Origin of the sequence: Paenibacillus sp. RC21 (assembly GCF_044907935.1) — a bacterium.
GTDB lineage: Bacteria > Bacillota > Bacilli > Paenibacillales > Paenibacillaceae > Paenibacillus > Paenibacillus terrae_A.
In genome coordinates, this window is sequence record NZ_JBIYCS010000002.1 from 66,343 (window position 1) to 86,714 (window position 20,372).

Below are 20,372 nucleotides of genomic sequence, written 5' to 3' on the forward strand. Positions count from 1 at the left end.
TGCCAAAATGCAGGCTATACATTATCTCTTATTGAAAAAACGTGATAATTCACCTTGGATCAGGGATACCTGTCCTGGTCTTTTACCTGCCACAAGCTGTTGTTTCAGCAAGCGGTGAAGCTGGGTATCGGACATTTCACGACGTTTGACTTCCGTATCTGCAGTAATAACTGTAGCTTCTTCCGATTCCTTCGTGACCGGATTCATGACTTGTTTAATACCCGCAATGTTAACACCCTTCTCAATCAACGCCTTGATTTCAAGCAAACGCTCTACATCATTAAAAGAAAAAAGACGTTGGTTACCCGACGTACGGGCAGGAACTATCAAGTTATGCTGTTCATAATAACGAATCTGACGTGCTGACAAGTCCGTTAGCTTCATGACAATACCTATTGGAAATAAGGCCATGTTTCTGCGAATTTCGTCGCCCATTTGTCATCAACCTTCCAGTGATCTATTATTCACCTTATTGTACATTTAGCTGATGCAAAGTGTCAATGACATGTTAGAAAAACTCACAATAATTTACGTTCTTTCATTGTTTGCAGGGCCATCAGCACTCCATATTTCACATGAGAGTAGGTTAAGCCCCCTTGCATGTAACCAATATAGGGTTCACGAATCGGAGCATCTGCAGATAATTCCAGACTTCCTCCTTGTATAAAAGTGCCTGCAGCCATAATAACCGGATGCTCGTAGCCCGGCATATCCCACGGCTCCGGTACCACATGACTATCCACAGCGGCAGCACGCTGAATTCCTTGAACAAAAGCAATTAAATGCTCCGGTCCGCTAAAAGAAATGGCCTGAATCAAATCGGTGCGTTCCTCATGCCAGGCAGGTTTCGTTTCAAATCCCATGTCTTCAAAGACCGCAGCTGCGAATATACTTCCTTTAACCGCTTGCCCAACCAGTGTTGGAGCAAGAAATAAGCCCTGAAAGATACCTCTCGTGGTACCTAACATGGCCCCTACCTCACCTCCGATTCCAGGTGCAGTTAAGCGGTAGGCTGCCAGCTCTACATACTCCTGTTTACCGCAAATGTATCCTCCCGTTTCGGCAATGCCGCCGCCAGGATTTTTAATCAGTGAACCTGCCATTAAATCGACACCGACCTGAGTAGGCTCCAGCTTTTCGGTAAATTCACCATAACAATTGTCCACAAAGACAATAACGTCAGGTTTAATCGCCTTTACACGGGCTGTCATTTCCTCGATATCTGCCACACTAAAGGAAGCTCTCCAATCATAGCCGCGTGAACGCTGGATGCCGATCACCTTCGTATTGGCATGGATTGCAGCCTCCACTGCTTTCCAATCTATTTTACCTTCTGCTGTCAGCGCCGTTTCTCCATAAATAATGCCAAAATCCTGCAATGACCCGGTCCCATCGCCGGGCTTGCCGATCACTTTGTGAAGCGTATCATACGGTTGCCCCGTAATATACAACAGCTCATCACCTGGACGCAGAACGCCGAATAAAGCAGTGGAAATCGTATGAGTTCCCGAGGCAAAATGAGGGCGGACCAATGCCGCCTCCGCACCGAACACATCGGCGTAGACCTCCTCCAGTACCTCACGCCCTCGGTCATTGTACGCATATCCCGTAGAGCCGGCAAAATGAAAATCGCTCACTTGCTTCCGCTGGAATGCCTGAATAACCTTCCACTGATTTGCATCTACAATATGATCTATGCGCTGTAGCCGTTCCTGTATTTTTCGTTCTGCTGTTTCCTGTATTTGTTGGATTTCTGGACTAAAAACTACCATTTTACCTTCATGACCCTCTCTCTTTACGCAGCCTTAGGCTATTGTTGTTATAACATCATTTCCTCGGATAATGTGCATTATCATTGAATTGACCTAAAAACGTCATCAGATGTTAGCCTTCTGTGAAGTCCTTGAGGGCATGACCATATTTTTCATACTCGCCTCGTTGAACTTCTACCTCATAAATGACATCATTGCCATCATATTCAGTCAGAAGTACATCCCCGATCCGATAAAGCACCGATGTCAGATCCCCACGTTCTGCCGGTATGCGGAATCTCAGCGTATCTCCGCTCAGATGCTCCTGAATCAGCTCACGAAGACGCAGCAGATCACTTTCGTCGAATGAGCTGATTTTCAAATAGTCCTCGCCGGAAGGAAGCATTTCCAGTTGCTCAGGAGTACAAGCATCTTTTTTATTAAACAATACGATCTGTGGCTTGTCCGCTGCTCCCAGTTGCTCCAAAATCGTTTCCACGACCTTCATCTGTTCGTCACGCATATCCGAAGAAGCGTCTACCACATGCAAAATAAGATGAGCCTCATTAGCTTCCTCCAGAGTAGCGCGGAAAGAAGCTACCAAATCATGAGGAAGATTTTGAATAAAACCAACGGTATCTGTAAGAATAATCTCTTTGCCGCTCGGTAACTCCATCGTTCTTGAGGTAGGGTCCAGCGTCGCAAACAGTTGGTTCTCAATATATACATCAGCCGCCGTTAGTTGCTTTAACAGCGTTGATTTACCCGCATTGGTGTAACCGACAAGCGCTACCTGCACAATACCACTCTTTTGTCTGCGCTCTCTATGTAAATACCGATGACGGGTGACCTCCTCCAACTGACGTTTCAAATCGCTGATACGATCACGGATGTGACGACGATCTGTCTCCAACTTGCTTTCACCGGGACCACGTGTTCCGATACCTCCGCCGAGTCGTGACAGATTTTTGCCGTGTCCAGACAAACGGGGCAACAAATAGGACAGCTGCGCCAGCTCAACCTGAATAATACCTTCTCGTGTTTTCGCTCGCTGGGCAAAGATGTCCAGAATAAGCTGCGTACGGTCGATAATTTTGAGATCCAGACTTTCTTCCAGATTTCGCACCTGAGCCCCCGACAGCTCCTGATCAAAAATAGCCGTATTCGCTCCCAATTCCTCGGCAGCTGCGCGCAGTTCCTCTACCTTACCTTTGCCGATAAACCATTTGGAGTCCTTTGCTTCCTTGTTCTGGGTCAAAACGCTAAGCACTTCAACACCAGCCGTCTCGGCCAGCTTCACAAGTTCATTCAGAGAGTATTCTGTATTGATGCCAGAACGCTTGACTTCATCCGTAATCAGACTGACCAGTACCGCCTTATCCTGCATTTCGGTTTGTGTATCGTAAGTGGAGTTCGCCATATTGTTTGCTCCTTTATTTTCCATATTAACTCTCGCACAGAGACCGACCTGATATTCAGGCCGGCCCCCGTTTGATGTTATGCAATTCGATGTGATTCAGATTTCTATTATCGCCTATCTTTTGTCCATTTTCAAATCCTCAGGACGCAGCGTCATCAGTTCCTGCTTTCCCGGCTGCCCGCTTCTGTACTGATTGAGCAACCTGACAGCCTGATGCCGAATCGCTTTTTCGATCACATTGCGGACATAACGCGCGTTGCTAAATGCATGAAGACTGTCGTTGCGTTCATTCAACAGATGCTCTTTCATTTTGAGTATGGACTGAGGCATGAGAATATAATCCCGTTCTTTGGCCATCATTTCGGAAATTTGGATAAGCTGATCCACGGTATAGTCCGGAAAATCAAGCTGGATGGGAAAACGGGAAGGCAAGCCTGGATTTGTACGCAAAAAGAAGTCCATCTCACCCGAGTATCCGGCAAGGATCAAAATAAATTGATTTTTCTGATCCTCCATGGATTTTACTAAGGTATCAATAGCTTCCTTCCCAAAATCCTTTTCCCCTCCCCGCGCCAAACTGTATGCCTCATCAATAAACAGCACCCCACCCAGAGACTTCTTGACCAGATCCCGCGTTTTTTGCGCTGTATGTCCGATATACTCGCCTACCAAATCAGCCCTCTCCACCTCAATCAGATGGCCCTTGCTCAGTACCCCCATTTTTTGCAGCATTTTAGCGATAATGCGGGCCACCGTCGTTTTCCCTGTACCCGGATTTCCTTTGAAAATCATGTGATATACGTGCGCGTTACTCAACAGCCCCGCATCAGTACGCATATGGGCAATTTGCAAAAAAGCATATACTTCAAATACCAGGTCTTTGATGTTATCCAAGCCGACGAGATGATCGAGTTCCTTCTGAATTTCCTGATAGAGACTAAGATACTGCGGTAACGCCTGCGACTTGGTCGAAGTTGCTGCATCCGTCTCATCAACATTTACTGAAGCTATCGGCTCCGGGCTACGCAGCACGACATTGATTTGTCTGGAAGGTCTCTCCTCCGTCCGCTTGCCCGCGGCGATTCCCCGTCCGTTCATGCATCCATCACCTCAACATTTCTTCAGGCACAGCTTACCCTATTAATGTATTCGGCCCGGCATGTCCTTATTAGCATAAAAGCAACAGGAGCTTGTGCAAAGCATTTTGTTTATAGAGAAGATGCCTTTATGAGAAAACTTTGTACGTTTCAGGACACCCAGGTTTGGGCACTGAGCCACCACTTTTGCAGCGTCCATTTGGCGTAAGCCAGTACTTCTCTCGATTGATGAAGCGGCATATTCAGTACTTTAGATTCTGCCAGAGCCATCTGGGGATGCTCCAAATTCAAAAATCGGGCAATCTCCAGCGCCCGTGGGCCATGATAACTATGTGTGATAATCACAGTCGAGGTCCAACCATACTCCTGCATGATACGCTGGCTATACAGCAGATTTTCGTAGGTGCTGGTCGCATGGTTTTCCAACACAATATGCTGCGCTGGAATACCTCTGTCAACCAAATAGCGTTGCATCCCCTCAGCCTCTGTATACGGGTAAGTTGGTTTGTCCAGCCCTCCGCTTACAATCAGACGCTTTACTGTACCGTTGCGGTATAGCTGCAGGGCCTCGTTCAGCCTCTCCTTTAGCCCCGGACTTGGCTCTGCTCCCCACATGGAAGCCCCTAGTACAATTCCTACCTGTGCTTGCTGAAGCGGAGTGGTAGAGGCAGCGTTATTCATATTCCAAAATCGAATACCTCCCCATACCAAACCGATCATAATGATAACCAGCAGACAAAGCACAAGACGCTTGGCTGCTGAAAACTTTTTCTCTGGGCCGCTCAGCCTGCTTTTTGATTCAGAATCTTTTGGCCCAGTGCTTCTAATCCTCTGCAAAACCTTCACCGATCCCTCTTAAAGTCACCGTTGTGAAACCATTCTGCCCGGTGTTTCAGCGACATTTTAAAATAGGGGAATATATGGGCATCTATCCGTCGTAAAACCTCAGCCGCTGTACGGTTAGCCAGTTCTGCCTCCTGTGTCGAGATATGCCCGCGCTGTAACGCATCCTCCAGCTCATCCTCATCCACCAAAAAGATTTCGCCATTTTTAAGTACGACAACATCCAAATACAAATCGTCAAACCAGGGCACACCCTGATCGGTCACTCCCTGATTTCGGCAGGTATCAATATACCATTCCACAATCTGCTCCCGATTGTCGAACATAGCAGTTACTACATAATGCGCACCCTTCGGATAATATTGCAACCAGGAATACCCTTTATCCGCTATGCAAAACGTATGACCGCCGTAACTTTTCCATAACGGCTCCTTGAGACTCAAAATGGTATACAAGGTCACATATCCTGTAAACACGTCACTTTCCACATACCGGCAAGCAAACTTGCGGTTCGTTATTCTGCGCCAGTTGGCCCGGTCTCCGAATTTGCGCTTCATAAATGATGTTCCTCTCCAACATTGGTAAAACCAGCTTACCATATTTAAACTGTACACTCAAAAATAACACCCTTTGCCACAACAAAAAAAGGTATTCCCAGACCATAATATGGTCCGAAAATACCTTTAGTATAAAACAAATTCAAATCACACACAGCATACGTCTTCTATTCTCGGTTGCGATGTCCACGATTGGAGCTCGACTGACCGTTGGAGTTGGTTTCCTGACTTCCATCCGGTGTAGTCCCTGTGGTAGATGGATCCGTGGTAACTGGATTTACCGTGGTATCACTATTGAAGGTACCTGCATCAGGTGTTGTTGTCTCGCCATTCCCCTGATTCGTGTCACTGCCGGTGCCAGAGCTGCCACTGTGATTGCCTGTACTGCCAGTGCCATTTCCGCTAGTGTCTCCAGGAATCGTCGGAACCTGCCCTGGGCTGGTGCTATTATCGGTACCTCCAGGGACTGTATTCCCCTGATCGGTGCCGTTCTGACCGTCTGTAGTCCCGCTGTTATCCGGTAATGTTCCATCCTGATTCGGATCAGTTCCCTGCTGTGGATCTACCGGAGTAGTCTCTGCCGGAATTTCCACACGGATTGTATTGGATGGATCAGATTCCTTACCATCCGCTCCATAAGCCGTTACATAATATTCATACGCGGCTCCGGCTAATGGAGACGTATCTTCACCACTCGTGCCTTTCATCGCCTCCATAATCACCGTAAAGCCCCCTTCGGAAGCCTCTTTGCGATACACGCGGTATTGCACATTATCTCCCGCCGCCGCAGTCCAGGTCAACGATACAATTTGGGTATCCTGACTATAAGACCCGCTCAGTCCGCTTGGAGCGGTAACCTGAACCGGCACGTCTGGCTTCTGCTCAACTGGTGGTTCATATCCTTTTGGCTGGCTGAATTGCGTAACCGGGTGCCCCTTGAGGGCTTCACCCATGACCCTTCCGAAAAAGGCTGCCGACTGCCCACTGTAGTTTCTCAGCATATGTTTGCTGTCCGGCTTGTCATAGCCCATCCATACTGCACCAGTATATTCCGGCGTATAACCAACAAACCAGATATCACGGTTGCCACTGTTCCCGCTAATTCCACTCTGGGTTGTACCCGTTTTACCCGCTACAGGCCAATTAATACGGGCTTTGCGGCCCGTACCGCTATTGACTACATTTTGCATCATTTGCGTCATTTCATAAGCTGTTTTCTCGCTCATTACGGTTTTAAATTCTTCTTTGTGAGTGTAAACCGTTTTGTCATCACTATCGTTAATTTGCTTGATGGAGTAAGCTTTTTGGAACTGTCCATTATTGGCAAAAGCACTGTATGCCTGTGCCATTTCAAGCGTGTTCGTTCCTTTACTTAGTCCACCCAATGCGATAGCGAGCGAGTGATCATTTTTGTCCATCGGGATGCCTACGCTTTCCGCGAATTGGACCCCTCTTTCCACACCGATCTGGTTGAGTAACCATACTGGCGGGATATTTTCAGACTTTGTAATCGCATCGGTCATACTGATGGTCGAAGAGTAACCGTGCAAGTTTTTCGGGCTATACCCGTTAAAACTCTGTCGCTCATTACTCAAAGGTGTATCCATTGTAACTTTGCCGGATTCGAGAGCCGGCGCATACGCCGCAATAGGTTTAAAGGCCGAACCTGGCTGCCTGCGGCTTTGCGTCGCGCGGTTAAAGGTTCCCTTTTTGTAATCCCGTCCGGGTGCCATCGCGGCAATTCCGCCCGTCTGGTTATTAATAATGACCATGGAGCCTTGAACAGGCTGATCGTCCGGGCTCTTTTCGAACATACTATCATCTGCCATCGCCTGATCCAGCGCATTTTGGGCCTGAGCATCCATCGTCGTATGAATTTTGTAGCCGCCAACGATCAGATCGTTTCCGCTGACTCCCGGCAAAGCATCCTCCGCCTCATTCATCACATACTCCATAAAATTTTGATACTTTTGAACTTTTTCCGGCTGCTTGTAATCATAATCTACAGCCTTGGCCTCTTCCATTTCCTGCTTGCCAATCATTCCCTGCTCAAACATCAGCTGGAGAACCACAGCACGTCGTTCCTTTGAGTTTTCCGGATTACTAATTGGATTATATTTGGAAGGTCCTTTTGGAATAGCTGCTAACGTGGCGATCTGCCATAGCTTTAATTCTTTTAAGTTCGATTGCCCAAAGTACCCCACCGAAGCTGCCTTGATTCCTGAATATGAACGTCCAAACCAAATTCGGTTCAAATACAACGTAATAATCTCATCTTTAGTCAAATTCCGTTCTAGCGCCATTGCAATAGATACCTCGGTCGCTTTACGGAAAAAGGTCTTGTCACGCGACAAAAACAGGTTTTTGGCCAACTGTTGGGTCAGCGTACTGCCGCCCTCCACTGCCGAACGGGCTACGATATCTTTTACGGCCGCCCGACCGATAGACCAAATATCAACCCCCTGGTGCTCCATAAATCGCTTATCCTCTGTTGCTATAAAAGCTTTTTTGAGCAATGGCGGAATTTCTTCACTTTTGACGGGATCGCTTTTTTGTACGGACAGCTCGCCCATAAGCACACCGTTACGATCGTAAACCTTTGATGTCTCGTTCACTGTAATTTTATCCTTGTTGGCTTTGTAAATTTGTTCGCCATTTACCATGACAAACAAATATCCACCAAGTGCGCAGAATATAGCTAACGCCGCCGTAATAAACAGTGTCCATCCAATTTGCTTACCTGTAATTTTCTTTTTCTTGCCCTTCGGCTTCTCTTTAGGTGTGTTTCTATTGCGATTGCCGGATCTGGACAATGAATCGTTTGGCATTCCCCTGACTCCCTTTCGCGATTAATCACATGTTGCCGAACGTATATATAGCTTGCTGTTGGCAGCATGAAAGCAAACGGAATGAAAAGAACAACCCTGTTCAGGTTGCTCCGGGTCTCATTCCTATACGGTTAGACGAGACGGTCGCTTAAAAAGTTTCATCAACCCGGGCGACCGTCAAGCCGTAATCAGTTATCGCTGGCGTTCTCCTGTTGCTGTACAAGCGACACATTGCGTTGCGGTGTAAAGGTGGAAATAGCATGCTTGTAGATCAGCTGCTGCTTTCCATCCGAGTCGATAACAATTGTGAAGTTGTCAAATGCTTTAATGGTTCCCCGCACCTGAAATCCATTGATCAGGTATACCGTTACCGGTATAGAATCCTTGCGCAATTGATTCAGAAACGTATCTTGGATATTAATGGACTTGTTCATTTTAGCCGTACCCCCAATAATCATTTGGATTGTTTTGAAGTATATTCAAGGTCTGTCCGGAACTTTCCTGCTATAATTTCGTGTATTCGGGCTGCATGAGCAGAAAAATTTCCGAAATCGGTGACATCTACCCACTGGATATCCTTCATATGGCGAAACCACGAGAGCTGCCGCTTCGCAAAATGACGCGTATCCCGTTTCAGCCAAGTCACCGCCTCTTCCAAAGACACCTCTCCTCGCAGGTAGGAGGATATCTCTTTATAGCCTAGACCTTGCATGGAGATGGCATCGCTTCGCACTCCCCGTTCCATTAAGGAGGTTACCTCAGCAACAAGCCCTTGATCGAGCATCCCGTCAATTCGGTCTTCAATACGTTTATATAGCATTTGCCTATCCATTGTCAAACCTACGATGCAAAGCTGATAGGGAGATTCCTTTTTTTGACTGGCCAATTGCGAGCTGAGCGTCGTTCCGCTAACATGATAAATTTCCAACGCTCGAACGACTCGGCGGCGGTCATTGGGATGAAGACGACATGCACTTTCGGGATCAACCGCCTGGAGTCGCGCATGAAGCGCCTCGGCTCCAAATTGTTCGGCATAATCAAGCTGTTCCTGACGAAAAGCTTCATCAGCTCCCACCTCGGAAAACTGGTATTCATAGCAGACAGACTCCACATATAAACCTGTCCCACCTACGATAAACGGCAGTTTCCCTCTGGCATGAATATCCGGTATGAGACGACGGCAATCTTCCTGAAATGCAGCTACCGAATATGGGTATTCCGGCTCATGAATATCAATCAAATGGTGCTTGATTCCTTCCATTTCCTGTTCGGAAATTTTGGCAGTTCCAATATCCATATGACGGTACACCTGCATGGAATCTCCGGAAATAATTTCCCCGCCAAATTGCCGTGCCATCTCGATGCTTAATTTCGTCTTGCCGACCGCAGTCGGGCCGACAAGAACAAGTAGTTTAGGCTTAGATGCCGCTATCAATATCAATCACTCCGTACACTGTTTTCGTTGTGCCCCGTTGCTCCACATGGAAGCCGAGGCGGGCAAATTCCCTGCTGCCCCGTTTTTCCTTCAATACAATTGTTTTCCTTGCAATACGTTTTGCCTGAACAATACTTTCCTCATCCAGAGCATCCGGGTTAGCCAATCCTCTCAATGGACCGATTGCACTAGAATCGAGCAACGGATCACGGAACATCGGGTCAAAATAGATAATATCCACACTGCGATCCGGCAAGCTACGCAAATAATCCAAATGATGACCAAAGCGGACGTCAATGCTGGAAAATGCCTCATCTACCGCAGCGTTGCCGGAACGGTAATGCCTCATTCCATCCTTGATTAAAGCATAGACAGGAAAAGAACTTTCCACAGCAGTTACTTGTCCAGAACTTCCTGTTCCAATTGAAAACAGGAGGGAATCCGTTCCGAGTCCTGCGGTACAATCCAGCACGGTGTCCCCCGGAACGAGCCGAGCGGCGGTCAGCATCGGATCAGGCTCGCCCTTCAACACCCGCTTGGCGCGGATGAAGCCCATGCTCGGGTGAAAAGTCATCGGTGGTTGCTCCGGGCTAATCAGCCTCACCCCACCCTGTACGAGCACCAACGCCTGACGAACTCTATGAGCAACAGTCAGCCTTGCTACCGATATACCACGACGGGGGGCATACAGCACCCCCAGCTCGGCTGCAAGCAGTTCCGCCCGCTGCACGACCTCAGCGGAGGGAGAATCCCCTGTCGTCACCAATAAATGGGCTTGTTCCTCCCGAAGCCTTGCCTGCTTTTCTTCTTCACGGTTTTCCCGATCCTGCAACATATATAAACTCCCTTACATTACTCTCTTAAACAGCTTCTCCAAATCATATATGGAAAAGGACACAACGATGGGCCGCCCATGCGGGCAGGTGTACGGCTGTCTGCACGCCGCCAAACGCTCCAGCAGTACGACAGCCTGTCGGTCAGTCAGCTTCTGGTTCGCTTTAATCGAAGCCCGGCAGGAGCACATGATCGAGGCTGCTTCCCGCAGCTTTGCAAGATCAATTGCTTTTTCATCCAGTACCCATCCTGCCATTTCCTCAATAACATCCGCTTCTTGCCCTTGAGGAAGCCAGTAAGGATAAGAGCTAACACGGAAGGTTTGACCACCGAAATGCTCCAAATACACTCCCGCCTGCTCAAACCAGTGCAGCCTTGTTTTCAGCTTTTCCGTCTCCGAGGGCGTAAATTCTAATGTAATCGGCAGGAGTAGCTCCTGAGATACCGCCTCGGGACTGCCGAATTTTTCATAATAAAATTCGTAGTTAACCCGTTCATGCGCAGCATGCTGGTCAATTAAATACAGCCCCTGATCGTTCTGCGCAATCAAATAGGTTCCATGGTGCTGACCAATCAAATTTAGCTCAGGAAAAGCGGGAATCTCGGGAGCCTCACCCGACACCACCGCCAACTGCTCTGCATTCAGTCGTGACTGACGTTTCTTCTGATCCAAGAAATATCGGGAATCCACAGCGTTTCCTGCATCCGGTGAAGCAGAAGGCCGATAAGCCACAGAAGCAGCCGCTTCCTGTACTCTGCCGCTGTACAAAGGGGATGAACCGGATTCGCTTTTATTCCCTTGAATTTCTTGAGTAGCGAACGCCTGCCCGGAAGCACTATCAGGCACCGGATCGTTCCCTCTAACGCCATTCCCATCGTTTCCATCCACAAAATCTGCATCCAGTTCCTCGTCACTGACACGTTGCCCAGAAGACGTTTTCCCCCGACCAGAGACAAGGAGTCTCTCCCTATTCTGGCGTTGCTCACGCTCCGTGCCAAGCCTGTGTTCCTCCTCATTTCCGTCCAAACGAATAGATTGGCGCGGGTCACGGCCCTCCGGGAAAGGTCCGGCAAGCGGTTGTGCCTCCCCTCGGCTCTCGCCAGCAGAAGAGTTTCCTTCCATACCGCTTCCCTTCGAGAAATGGAACTGCTCCTGCACGAACGAGCCGCTATCCTTGCCGCCGATTTCGCGCTTGACTGCCTTCGGAATCAGCACCTGCTGCCCTAGAACAGCTTTTACCGAATCCTCAACCAATTGAAACAGCTCGGCTTCTTTGCTGAAACGTACCTCCAACTTGGCAGGATGAACGTTAACATCCACCAGTGAAGGATGCATTTCCAGCTGGATCACAGCTAGTGGAAAACGATTGATCGGCAGCAAGGTATGATACGCCTTAAGCAGTGCCTGATTTAGCCCGTAGCTACGCACAAAACGTCCGTTCACCACCGTCGAGATGGCATTCCGATTCGATCTGGTCCACTCCGGGCGGCTGACATAGCCGCTAATACGGTAATCCAGACTCTCTCCTTCCAGCAGCAGCATGGATTTCGCTGCCGAGGTTCCATAAACAGCGGCAATCACTTGAAGCAAATCACCATTACCCAGCGTTTGAAGCAGTGTATTCCCGTTATGCCGCAATGTGAAGGCAACTTCGGGGTGTGAAAGCGCCATTCGGTAAAGTACATCCGAAATGTGCCCCAGCTCCGTCTGGATCGTTTTCATATATTTCAGCCTTGCAGGCGTGTTATAAAACAGCTCCCGGATGGTAAAATCCGTCCCTTGCCGAGCGGCTGCATCCTCATGCAGCACCAGCTTGCCGCCCTCAATAACCAATTTGCGGGCACGTCCGTCATCTCCGGCTGCTGTCAGCAGCTCCACTTTCGATACAGCCGCAATACTCGGCAGCGCTTCTCCCCGGAAGCCCAGGCTCGTGATCTGGAACAGATCGCGTCCATGCCCAATTTTGCTGGTCGCATGCCGATAGAACGCCGTTTCGACATCTTCAGGCTCGATGCCACTACCGTTATCCGTCACCCGGATGCTTTGCAGTCCGCCTTCCTCTACCCATACGTCGACACGCGTACCGCCCGCATCAATCGCATTTTCCACCAGCTCCTTCACGACGGAGGCTGGACGTTCTACAACCTCACCGGCAGCAATCTGGTTGGCAATATGCTCATCCAGTACCCGAATTTTAGACATCCTTTTAACCTCCCCCTAACTTCAAAGTGTGATGAAAATAAAAATATAATATCGTTAACTACAGATATCGGTGCTACAGGCCGTTGGCCTTGTTTTTCAGTTCATTTAACAACTGCATCGCCTGCAAAGGTGTCATATTCATGACATCAGCGTTTTTCACCTTGCGTAAAATCTGGCGCACAATCGGATTAACCTCGGCCGTCTCCAGCTGCGGCTTGGCAGGAGCAAGCTCTTGCTCTCCGAAAATGGACAGCTGTACGACTCCGGTAGCCGTATGGTCCAGTACACTGGAGTCTTCCACCACCTGCTGAGTGTTTTCTTTTACAACGTTGGCTTGCTGTGACATAAGTGGAGCCTGCAACGCCACTTCCCTGCTTTCCCGTAGCGTCTGGTCTGAATGGGTGCCGTCCGAAGAAGAAGCTCCAGCTCCTGAAACTGTGCGGTGAACAACATTTTCCTTCGCTACTGCAACAGCCTCGGTGCCTGCCGTCACTTGGGCAGCCGCGTGCTCAAAGCCATGCAACAGCCCGTTCGCACGTTCAATGATATTATCCGGCAAACCCGCAAGACGGGCACAATAGATACCGTAACTGCTACTGGCCGCGCCCGGTATGAGCTTACGCAGGAAATTCACCTTGTCGCCGCTTTCCTGTACCGCCATGGAGTAGTTCCGCAGCGAGGACAGGCTTTGCTCCAAATGAGCCAGCTCATGAAAATGCGTAGACACCAGCGCCTTACAGCCGATCGTGTCATGGACAAATTCAATCACAGCTTGAGCAATCGCCATCCCCTCACTGGTGGACGTACCGCGTCCCAACTCGTCAATAATGATCAGGCTTCGCGGAGTCGCTTTGTCTGTCATGACCTGAATATCAGCCATTTCCACCATGAACGTACTCTGCCCGCCGATCAGGTCATCCGCCGCACCGATGCGCGTGAAAATGCGATCCAGCATCGGCACTTTCGCATGTGTAGCCGGAACGAAGCAACCGATCTGCGCCATAATTGCGATCAGCGCAACCTGACGCATATACGTACTTTTCCCGGCCATATTCGGACCGGTGATTAGCAAAATATGCGCATCTGCTTCCTCCAGCGCCGTACCATTGGCGATAAAGCTGCCATCCTTCATCACAGCTTCCACAACGGGATGCCGCCCCTGCTCCACCACGAGATCATATCCCGTTGTCAGCTCAGGCTTCACGAAGCCACGCTCTGCGCTGACCGATGCCAGGGACTGGTACACATCAATTTCTGCCACCCGCTCTGCCAGCTTTTGCAGGCGTGGAATTTCAGTATTTAGTTTACTGCGAAGCTCAGAGAAGAGAGAGTACTCCAGATCTACCATCTTATCCTCGGCTTCCAAAATCAGAGATTCCTTTTCCTTCAGCTCCGGTGTAATATATCGTTCCGCATTCGCCAGCGTTTGCTTGCGTTCATATCGTCCTTCCGGCAATGAAGCCAGATTGGATTTGGTTACCTCGATATAATAACCAAATACTTTGTTGTACCCGATTTTGAGCGACCGAATACCAGTCGCTACACGTTCCTTGGCCTCCAGCTCGGCGATCCAGCGCTTGCCGTTCACACTCGCCTCCCGCAGTTCGTCCAGACGCTGATGGTAGCCATCCTTAATGAGACCCCCGTCCCTTACAGAAATAGGCGGCTCGTCCGCTACGGCTTCCTCAATCAACGCACACAAGTCTGTACAGCTATCCAGCGTCTGGGCAACTCGGCGCAGTGTCTCCGATTCCGATTCTGCGCATAGCTCACGCAAAGCCGGAATTCGGGTTAATGACAGCTTGAGTGCAATCAGGTCGCGTGCATTGGCGCTGCCAAAGGCAATTCGCCCAACCAAGCGCTCCAGATCGTAAATTTCTTTAAGCTGTGCACGCACATCCTCACGAAAAATAAACTGGTGGTACAGCTTATCAACCGCCTCCAGCCGTTCCTCGATCAGATGGCTGCTAAGCAGCGGCTTGTCGATCCAGCGTCGCAGCAACCGAGCTCCCATCGACGTCTCCGTCCGATCCAGCAACCACAGCAACGATCCCTTCTTGGAGCGCTCACGAACCGTCTCCACCAGTTCCAGATTACGGCGGGTAAATGGATCAAGAATCATAAAATGGTTTGGCTCATAAACGGAAATCTGGGTCAACTGGCCTAACGATCTTTTTTGCGTTTCATTCAAATAAGCAATCAGACGCGATACACACTGCCTACGTTCCTCGTTGAGCCTTGCCCACGTTGCTTCACCAAATTGACCACGCACAAGATCATCCTTAGACTTGTCCCAGGCTGTGTAGACAACACGACGCCCAACGGGTGACATTCGGGAGGTTACGAAATCGAGCAGATGACCATCCCCCAGCATTTCTGACGGCTCATAAATATTAATTTCATCCAACAGCCATTCTTTCGAATCAGGTACAGAGGTCACATACAGCTCACCTGTTGACAAATCGCAGGCCGCCAGTGCCAGCATCCCGTCCGTCTCGGTGACACATACCATGTAGTTGTTGGATTTGTCACCCAGCACCTTGCCTTCCATCACCGTACCCGGAGTGACGACACGGACAATATCTCGCCGTACCATCCCCTTCGTAGCCGAGGCTTCCTCCATCTGTTCGCAGATGGCAACCTTATAACCCTTTTCAATAAGGCGCTGTATGTAATTTTCCGCCGAATGATAAGGCACGCCGCACATTGGAATTTTTTCCGTGCCGCCACCCTCGCGTCCGGTAAGTGTAATCTCCAGCTCCTTGGATGCAAGAATCGCATCATCAAAAAACATCTCGTAAAAATCCCCTAGGCGGAAAAACAAAAACGCATCCTGCGCCTGGTCTTTTATGGATAAATATTGCTCAATCATCGGTGTATATTTGGCCATACCGTTTACTAACCCCCACACATTGTTCCGTTTAAACTTACATTACCTTTCATTATAGCAAAAATGACAGTCGATAACATGCAAGCATCGCAAACAACATCACAGATTTTACGAAAGCTTCCAAAACGGACGCAAATCCCGCGATTCATCCCATTGTTTCCCCTGACGCAGGCTGTCCAGCAAAGGCCCTACATAAGCTTTATATTGCGGATATACATCCAGTGAAACGATATCCAAAATAAGAGGCTCCATATATTCCCCCAGCACAATCCGATTTCCTTCATAAAAAGCTCTATGGGCCTCTTCCTCATCCAGTGGCCTACGCTCCAAGCGCGGATATTGAGACGCGATGAGAAAGGTCAATCCAATCACGCCTTTCGCGAGCTGCGGCGAAACAAGAAAGCTGGGTAGTGTACGGTATTCAAAACCTCCGTACGGTTGGCGGCGAAAATCGCCCAAATTGCCGTAATGCGGTCTGCGCCGGGCTGCGCGTTTGTCTTCTAACAACGCCAAAGGCAGCGCTAAATAATTGTCCAGCGCACGTAGCAGAGACCCGTTCAGCGGAATTCCGCTAAAATGCAGATGCCCTCCCAGCGGAAAACCGGACTGCGGCATCCCGCCTGCTTGCCAAATTAGCGTACGATCGGCAATGCGCCGGGCTGCTGCCGCAAAGGCACGGCGTAAATGGGTCAGCAAAAGAGCCGGATCGCCACTTGGTGCGGGTCGAAGCTCAGCGACCGGGTACAACGTCCGCCCCCGGCGCGTAACCGCATCGCATCCCGCCACGCCAAGGCGGCCCAAATATCGCGAAGCCGGTACAACCCGTCCTTCCGGCATGCGGACCAGTACAAATTCAGGGTCCATTCCGATTAGCAGCTGTTTATCCCCTTGTACCGCTGGAAGGCCCTGCTCCTGAACATCCACTTCGCGAGCTGCGGCTTCATATAGCGTGTCTAGGCGTCTATCATTAAGCCATGGCTGGGCCACGACTTCACGCACCTGACAGCTGCGCTCGCCCAGCAGTGTCAGCGTCACCTCGCCACTGTCGAGGCCAAGTGTGTACAAAGTACGTACAGCCAGTCGCTCCATTCGGACGGACAGCTGAGAGCTGCTATCCAACGCAGACGGATCATAAGCGCGGACTTTGGAGTGTCCTTCAATCGTACGTCTTCGAATTTCCAGCATTCGTAGCTGATGGATCTGCACCGCATAGCCTACCGCAAAATCTGCTGCGTTGTCGTCAATCCAGCGAACCGATATGCCGGAGCGTTCCAGCCTGCGCTGCTTTTCATCATCCGACATCTGTCTGAAGCGTCTGAGCGCCTGTCCCGCCTGCTGCATCATCTTCCCCTCCCTACCAGATTACGGACGATTGAACGACTTCCCTTCCCTACAACAACAAAAAGGAGGGCCTTTCCCCCCTGCGCAGTCTCAGCCGGCGCAAAAGAGTAAAGCGGCCCTCTTTTTGGTTACTTCCGTCAGAGCTCGTCGTCAATGAGGTCGGGGTCGAGCTCCTCATAGTCCCCTTCTTCCGCTCCAAAATCATAGTCCTTGTCAAAATCGTCACTGCTGCCATTCGGGAATACTTCTACAACAATCTTCGTTTCTGCCACCAGTTCCACCGCAAATTCCCGCTCGACCCGGATAATTACGCTGCCGCCCCCTGAAGACACACTGGCCTCAACGCAGCTTGGCTCCTGTGTCGCCTCGGCGGATACTTCCACTGTAGACGCCCGGTGTTTCGGATCAAGATACGAGAGCGGCACGTTTTCCACGTACGACACCGTTTCCTTAGCCACATCGGTCTGCGAGTTTTTATCGTATGAGTACCAGATATTGATATCATACGTCCCCACGACCTCAATGCCGTCTCCAGCCGCCACAGCCTCATACTGGTGGTTAATAATCCACGCCCCCAAAATGCTGGTCGGATTATTAGGCGGAGTTACGGTATGGGTTACGGTAGAGAATTTGCGACCTTTACCGCAGATCGCTTTTGTAATAATCTCTCTACGATTTTTATGACTTAATGCCATACTTGAACCTCCTCCATACAATCAATCATTCCATACATATGTATGCAGGTTGTGGGCGAATGTTGAGTGAATAGGCGAAAAGGAAAAAATATTATTTGTATAAGCTTATGCCCTAATGGCTTGAACTCATGCACGCCAATGTGTTACATGCTGCTCGACAATCCGTAAAAATTCGCTGAGCGCCGGGGATTTCCACTTTTTCGTGTGATAGGCGACCTGGGTAGCCACCTGCTGTTCGCTGTCATCCCAGCTTAAACGCGCCATCTTCCCTTCACGCAGCTCATTTTGCACCGTAACCAGCGGAAGCAGCGCAACGCCCAATCCGGCCATAACACATTGCTTGATCGCTTCAATACTCCAAAACTCCAGACTCGGGTCTGCAAAAATACCGTGTCTGTTCAAATACTGCTCAAAAAGGATACGATAGGTGCAGCCCGCCTCCGTGTGCAAAATGGTTTCGTCCTTCAAGTCAGCTGGCTCCACCTTATTATAGGAAGCCAGTGGATGCCCCAGTGGCGCAACCAATGCCATCGGCTCATGAATGAGCGTAGTGACATGCAGTTCTCTATCCTCTGTTTCCGGCTGAAGCAAAAAAGCCAAATCCAGCTCACCTGAACGGGTCATATCACGCAATTCCCAGCATTCACCGGGTTTAAGCACGATTTTTACCTTCGGATACCGCTCCCTGTACTCACGGATCAGGCTCGGCAGGCGGAAAGCCGCCAGCGACTCTGGCGCTCCGATTTTGAGCGTACCCGTCAGCACCGTTTCTGAACGTAGCGCATCCTTAGCAAGGGCGTGCATCTTGGAAATCTCCTGCGCATAGGGCAGCAGGCGTCGTCCGGCATCTGTGAGCATGATTTTCTTACCTATGCGGTCAAAAAGAGGTGTGCCCAGCTCTGTCTCCAGCGTCTGAATTTGAGCAGTTATACTTGATTGTGCATAGTCCAGTATACGCGCCGCCCGGGTAAAACTGCCTGCCTCAACCACATTTAAAAACGTAAACAAATGCCGTGATTCCATAAGTTGCTCCTTCAATCGTTTTTTTCGATGCGAGCCATCGTTATATTCCGTTTTTCCGATAGATTGATTATCTGATAAGCTGAAGGAAATGACAAGAGAAAGAAGGCTTACCTGCATGACAAATGAACATAAACTACAATCCACCATTGGTCTTCCACAGGCCATTGCGCTATATATCGGGGCGGTGCTGGGTTCGGGGATATTGATTGTGCCCGGTCTTGCCGCCGAAATGGCGGGTCCGGCATCACTACTGGCGTGGGGCTTTATGACCCTGCTCATTTTGCCAATGGCCCTGTCCATGGGACTGCTGTCCGCCAAATTCCCGAACGCTGGAGGGGTATCGCATTTTGTTACGCTGGCTTTTTCACCGCGTGCAGGCTCTTATATCGGGTGGTTTTTTCTGATGTCAGTTCCGATTGGGGCACCTGTTGCCGCACTCACCGGAGCTGGCTATATGACCGCCGCCATGGGCTGGGGAGAGGGATGCCGCATGGGATTGGCCGCCGCCATGCTGGCGGTTGGACTGATCATTAACTGGATCGGTATGAAGGTTGCGGGACGTATTCAGATCGCCGTTGTCATTGCTATCGTTGCTGTCCTTATCTTCGCCATTGTCGCAGCGCTGCCACAAATGAAATCGATACACTTCACACCGTTTGCTCCGCACGGTTGGCTTCCTGTCGGTCAGGCAGCCGCGATTCTGTTCTGGTGCTTCATCGGCTGGGAAGCCGTCTCCCATTTGTCGGAGGAATTCACCAATCCTCAGCGGGCGGCTGTTAAGGGTGTCACCGTTGCAGCCATCATCGTTGGCCTGCTTTATTTTCTTACTGCACTGGCTACAGTCGGGACACAAAGCTACCTTGCAGGTGGATCAGACGCTTCGCTCGTATGGGTGATTAGCCGGGCTATTGGTCCGTGGGGCGCAGTGATCGCGGGCTTGACGGGCATCTTTATTTGTACAGCTACGATTATCGCTTATGTAGGTGCTGCTTCACGTGTCGCGTATGCCTTATCCCGGCAAGGACACGCCTTCCGCTGGATGGGTCTATTGTCCCGGCGTTTTCATACGCCAATTGGGGGTATCGCGTTTCTTTCCCTTTGTTTCGTCATCATTATGTCCCTTTACGGTAGCGGTACTGTTTCACTCACCAACCTGATTCAGTTCCCCAACGCCACTTTTATCCTGACCTATCTGGGCGGGTGTGCTGCGGGTATCAAGCTGCTACGAGGTAATCGCTGGGGTGTAGCCATCAGTTGGGTGTCGTTCATCTCGACTGCGGTGGTGTTTCCTTTTGTCGGCTGGGCCATGCTTTATCCTTGCCTGATCACCGTTGCCTTATGGATCGCAGGTCGAATTCGGCACAAACGACCCCTTCCTGCTGCGTCCGTCATCACTGAACAAGAAAAAGCTACTGTCCATCGTTAGACAGTAGCTTTTTAGTTTGGGCCCTCGAC

At 49.9% G+C, this 20,372-nt stretch carries 16 protein-coding genes; 1 reads left to right on the forward strand and 15 read right to left on the reverse strand.

Annotation, left to right across the window (positions count from 1 at the left end; translation table 11 throughout):
- Positions 1-21: 21 nt before the first annotated feature.
- The 15 genes from ABIA61_RS05510 to ABIA61_RS05580 form a co-directional block, all read right to left on the reverse strand.
- Positions 22-435, reverse strand: coding sequence for a MerR family transcriptional regulator (locus ABIA61_RS05510; protein ID WP_007430683.1), 414 nt, complete (start codon positions 433-435; stop codon positions 22-24).
- Positions 436-518: 83 nt separating this feature from the next.
- On the reverse strand, positions 519-1,772 hold the full coding sequence (locus ABIA61_RS05515; protein ID WP_404580448.1) for a methionine gamma-lyase family protein: 1,254 nt from the start codon (positions 1,770-1,772) through the stop codon (positions 519-521).
- A gap of 112 nt (positions 1,773-1,884) precedes the next feature.
- Positions 1,885-3,171, reverse strand: a complete 1,287-nt coding sequence (gene hflX, locus ABIA61_RS05520) for a GTPase HflX (RefSeq protein WP_404580449.1) — start codon at positions 3,169-3,171, stop codon at positions 1,885-1,887.
- Between the two features lie 114 nt (positions 3,172-3,285).
- On the reverse strand, positions 3,286-4,269 hold the full coding sequence (locus tag ABIA61_RS05525; protein ID WP_137063337.1) for an AAA family ATPase: 984 nt from the start codon (positions 4,267-4,269) through the stop codon (positions 3,286-3,288).
- A 149-nt stretch (positions 4,270-4,418) separates the two neighbouring features.
- Positions 4,419-5,114, reverse strand: a complete 696-nt coding sequence (locus ABIA61_RS05530; protein ID WP_283652127.1) for a YdcF family protein — start codon at positions 5,112-5,114, stop codon at positions 4,419-4,421.
- Positions 5,111-5,668 carry a ribonuclease FAU-1 family protein gene (locus ABIA61_RS05535; protein WP_283652128.1) on the reverse strand — a complete coding sequence of 186 codons (558 nt, stop codon included), beginning with the start codon at positions 5,666-5,668 and terminating at the stop codon, positions 5,111-5,113. The genes ABIA61_RS05530 and ABIA61_RS05535 overlap by 4 nt, the downstream gene beginning before the upstream one ends.
- Before the next feature lie 167 nt (positions 5,669-5,835).
- Positions 5,836-8,496, reverse strand: coding sequence for a PBP1A family penicillin-binding protein (locus ABIA61_RS05540; protein WP_404521312.1), 2,661 nt, complete (start codon positions 8,494-8,496; stop codon positions 5,836-5,838).
- A 188-nt stretch (positions 8,497-8,684) separates the two neighbouring features.
- Positions 8,685-8,930 (reverse strand): RNA chaperone Hfq, encoded by a 246-nt coding sequence (hfq, locus tag ABIA61_RS05545; protein WP_283652129.1) that lies wholly within the window; start codon positions 8,928-8,930, stop codon positions 8,685-8,687.
- A 20-nt stretch (positions 8,931-8,950) separates the two neighbouring features.
- Positions 8,951-9,931 carry a tRNA (adenosine(37)-N6)-dimethylallyltransferase MiaA gene (gene miaA, locus ABIA61_RS05550; RefSeq protein WP_404580450.1) on the reverse strand — a complete coding sequence of 327 codons (981 nt, stop codon included), beginning with the start codon at positions 9,929-9,931 and terminating at the stop codon, positions 8,951-8,953.
- Positions 9,915-10,766: a class I SAM-dependent methyltransferase gene (locus ABIA61_RS05555; protein WP_404521308.1), complete on the reverse strand. Its 852-nt coding sequence runs from the start codon at positions 10,764-10,766 to the stop codon at positions 9,915-9,917. Before ABIA61_RS05555 ends, miaA begins: the two co-directional genes overlap by 17 nt.
- Positions 10,767-10,778: 12 nt before the next feature.
- On the reverse strand, positions 10,779-12,968 hold the full coding sequence (mutL, locus tag ABIA61_RS05560; RefSeq protein WP_404580451.1) for a DNA mismatch repair endonuclease MutL: 2,190 nt from the start codon (positions 12,966-12,968) through the stop codon (positions 10,779-10,781).
- 73 nt (positions 12,969-13,041) lie between these two features.
- Entirely contained in the window at positions 13,042-15,858 is a 2,817-nt protein-coding gene (mutS, locus tag ABIA61_RS05565; protein WP_404580452.1) for a DNA mismatch repair protein MutS, read from the reverse strand.
- Between the two features lie 108 nt (positions 15,859-15,966).
- Positions 15,967-17,202 (reverse strand): putative amidoligase domain-containing protein, encoded by a 1,236-nt coding sequence (locus tag ABIA61_RS05570; RefSeq protein WP_283652134.1) that lies wholly within the window; start codon positions 17,200-17,202, stop codon positions 15,967-15,969.
- A 134-nt stretch (positions 17,203-17,336) separates the two neighbouring features.
- The gene (locus tag ABIA61_RS05575; RefSeq protein WP_014281435.1) at positions 17,337-17,894 is read right to left on the reverse strand and encodes an outer spore coat protein CotE; all 558 of its coding nucleotides are present in this window, start codon (positions 17,892-17,894) and stop codon (positions 17,337-17,339) included.
- 126 nt (positions 17,895-18,020) lie between these two features.
- Positions 18,021-18,917 carry a LysR family transcriptional regulator gene (locus ABIA61_RS05580; RefSeq protein ID WP_044647805.1) on the reverse strand — a complete coding sequence of 299 codons (897 nt, stop codon included), beginning with the start codon at positions 18,915-18,917 and terminating at the stop codon, positions 18,021-18,023.
- A 115-nt stretch (positions 18,918-19,032) separates the two neighbouring features.
- On the opposite strand from ABIA61_RS05580, the gene ABIA61_RS05585 reads away from it, so the two are divergent.
- Positions 19,033-20,343 carry an amino acid permease gene (locus tag ABIA61_RS05585; protein WP_404521298.1) on the forward strand — a complete coding sequence of 437 codons (1,311 nt, stop codon included), beginning with the start codon at positions 19,033-19,035 and terminating at the stop codon, positions 20,341-20,343.
- Positions 20,344-20,372 lie beyond the last annotated feature (29 nt).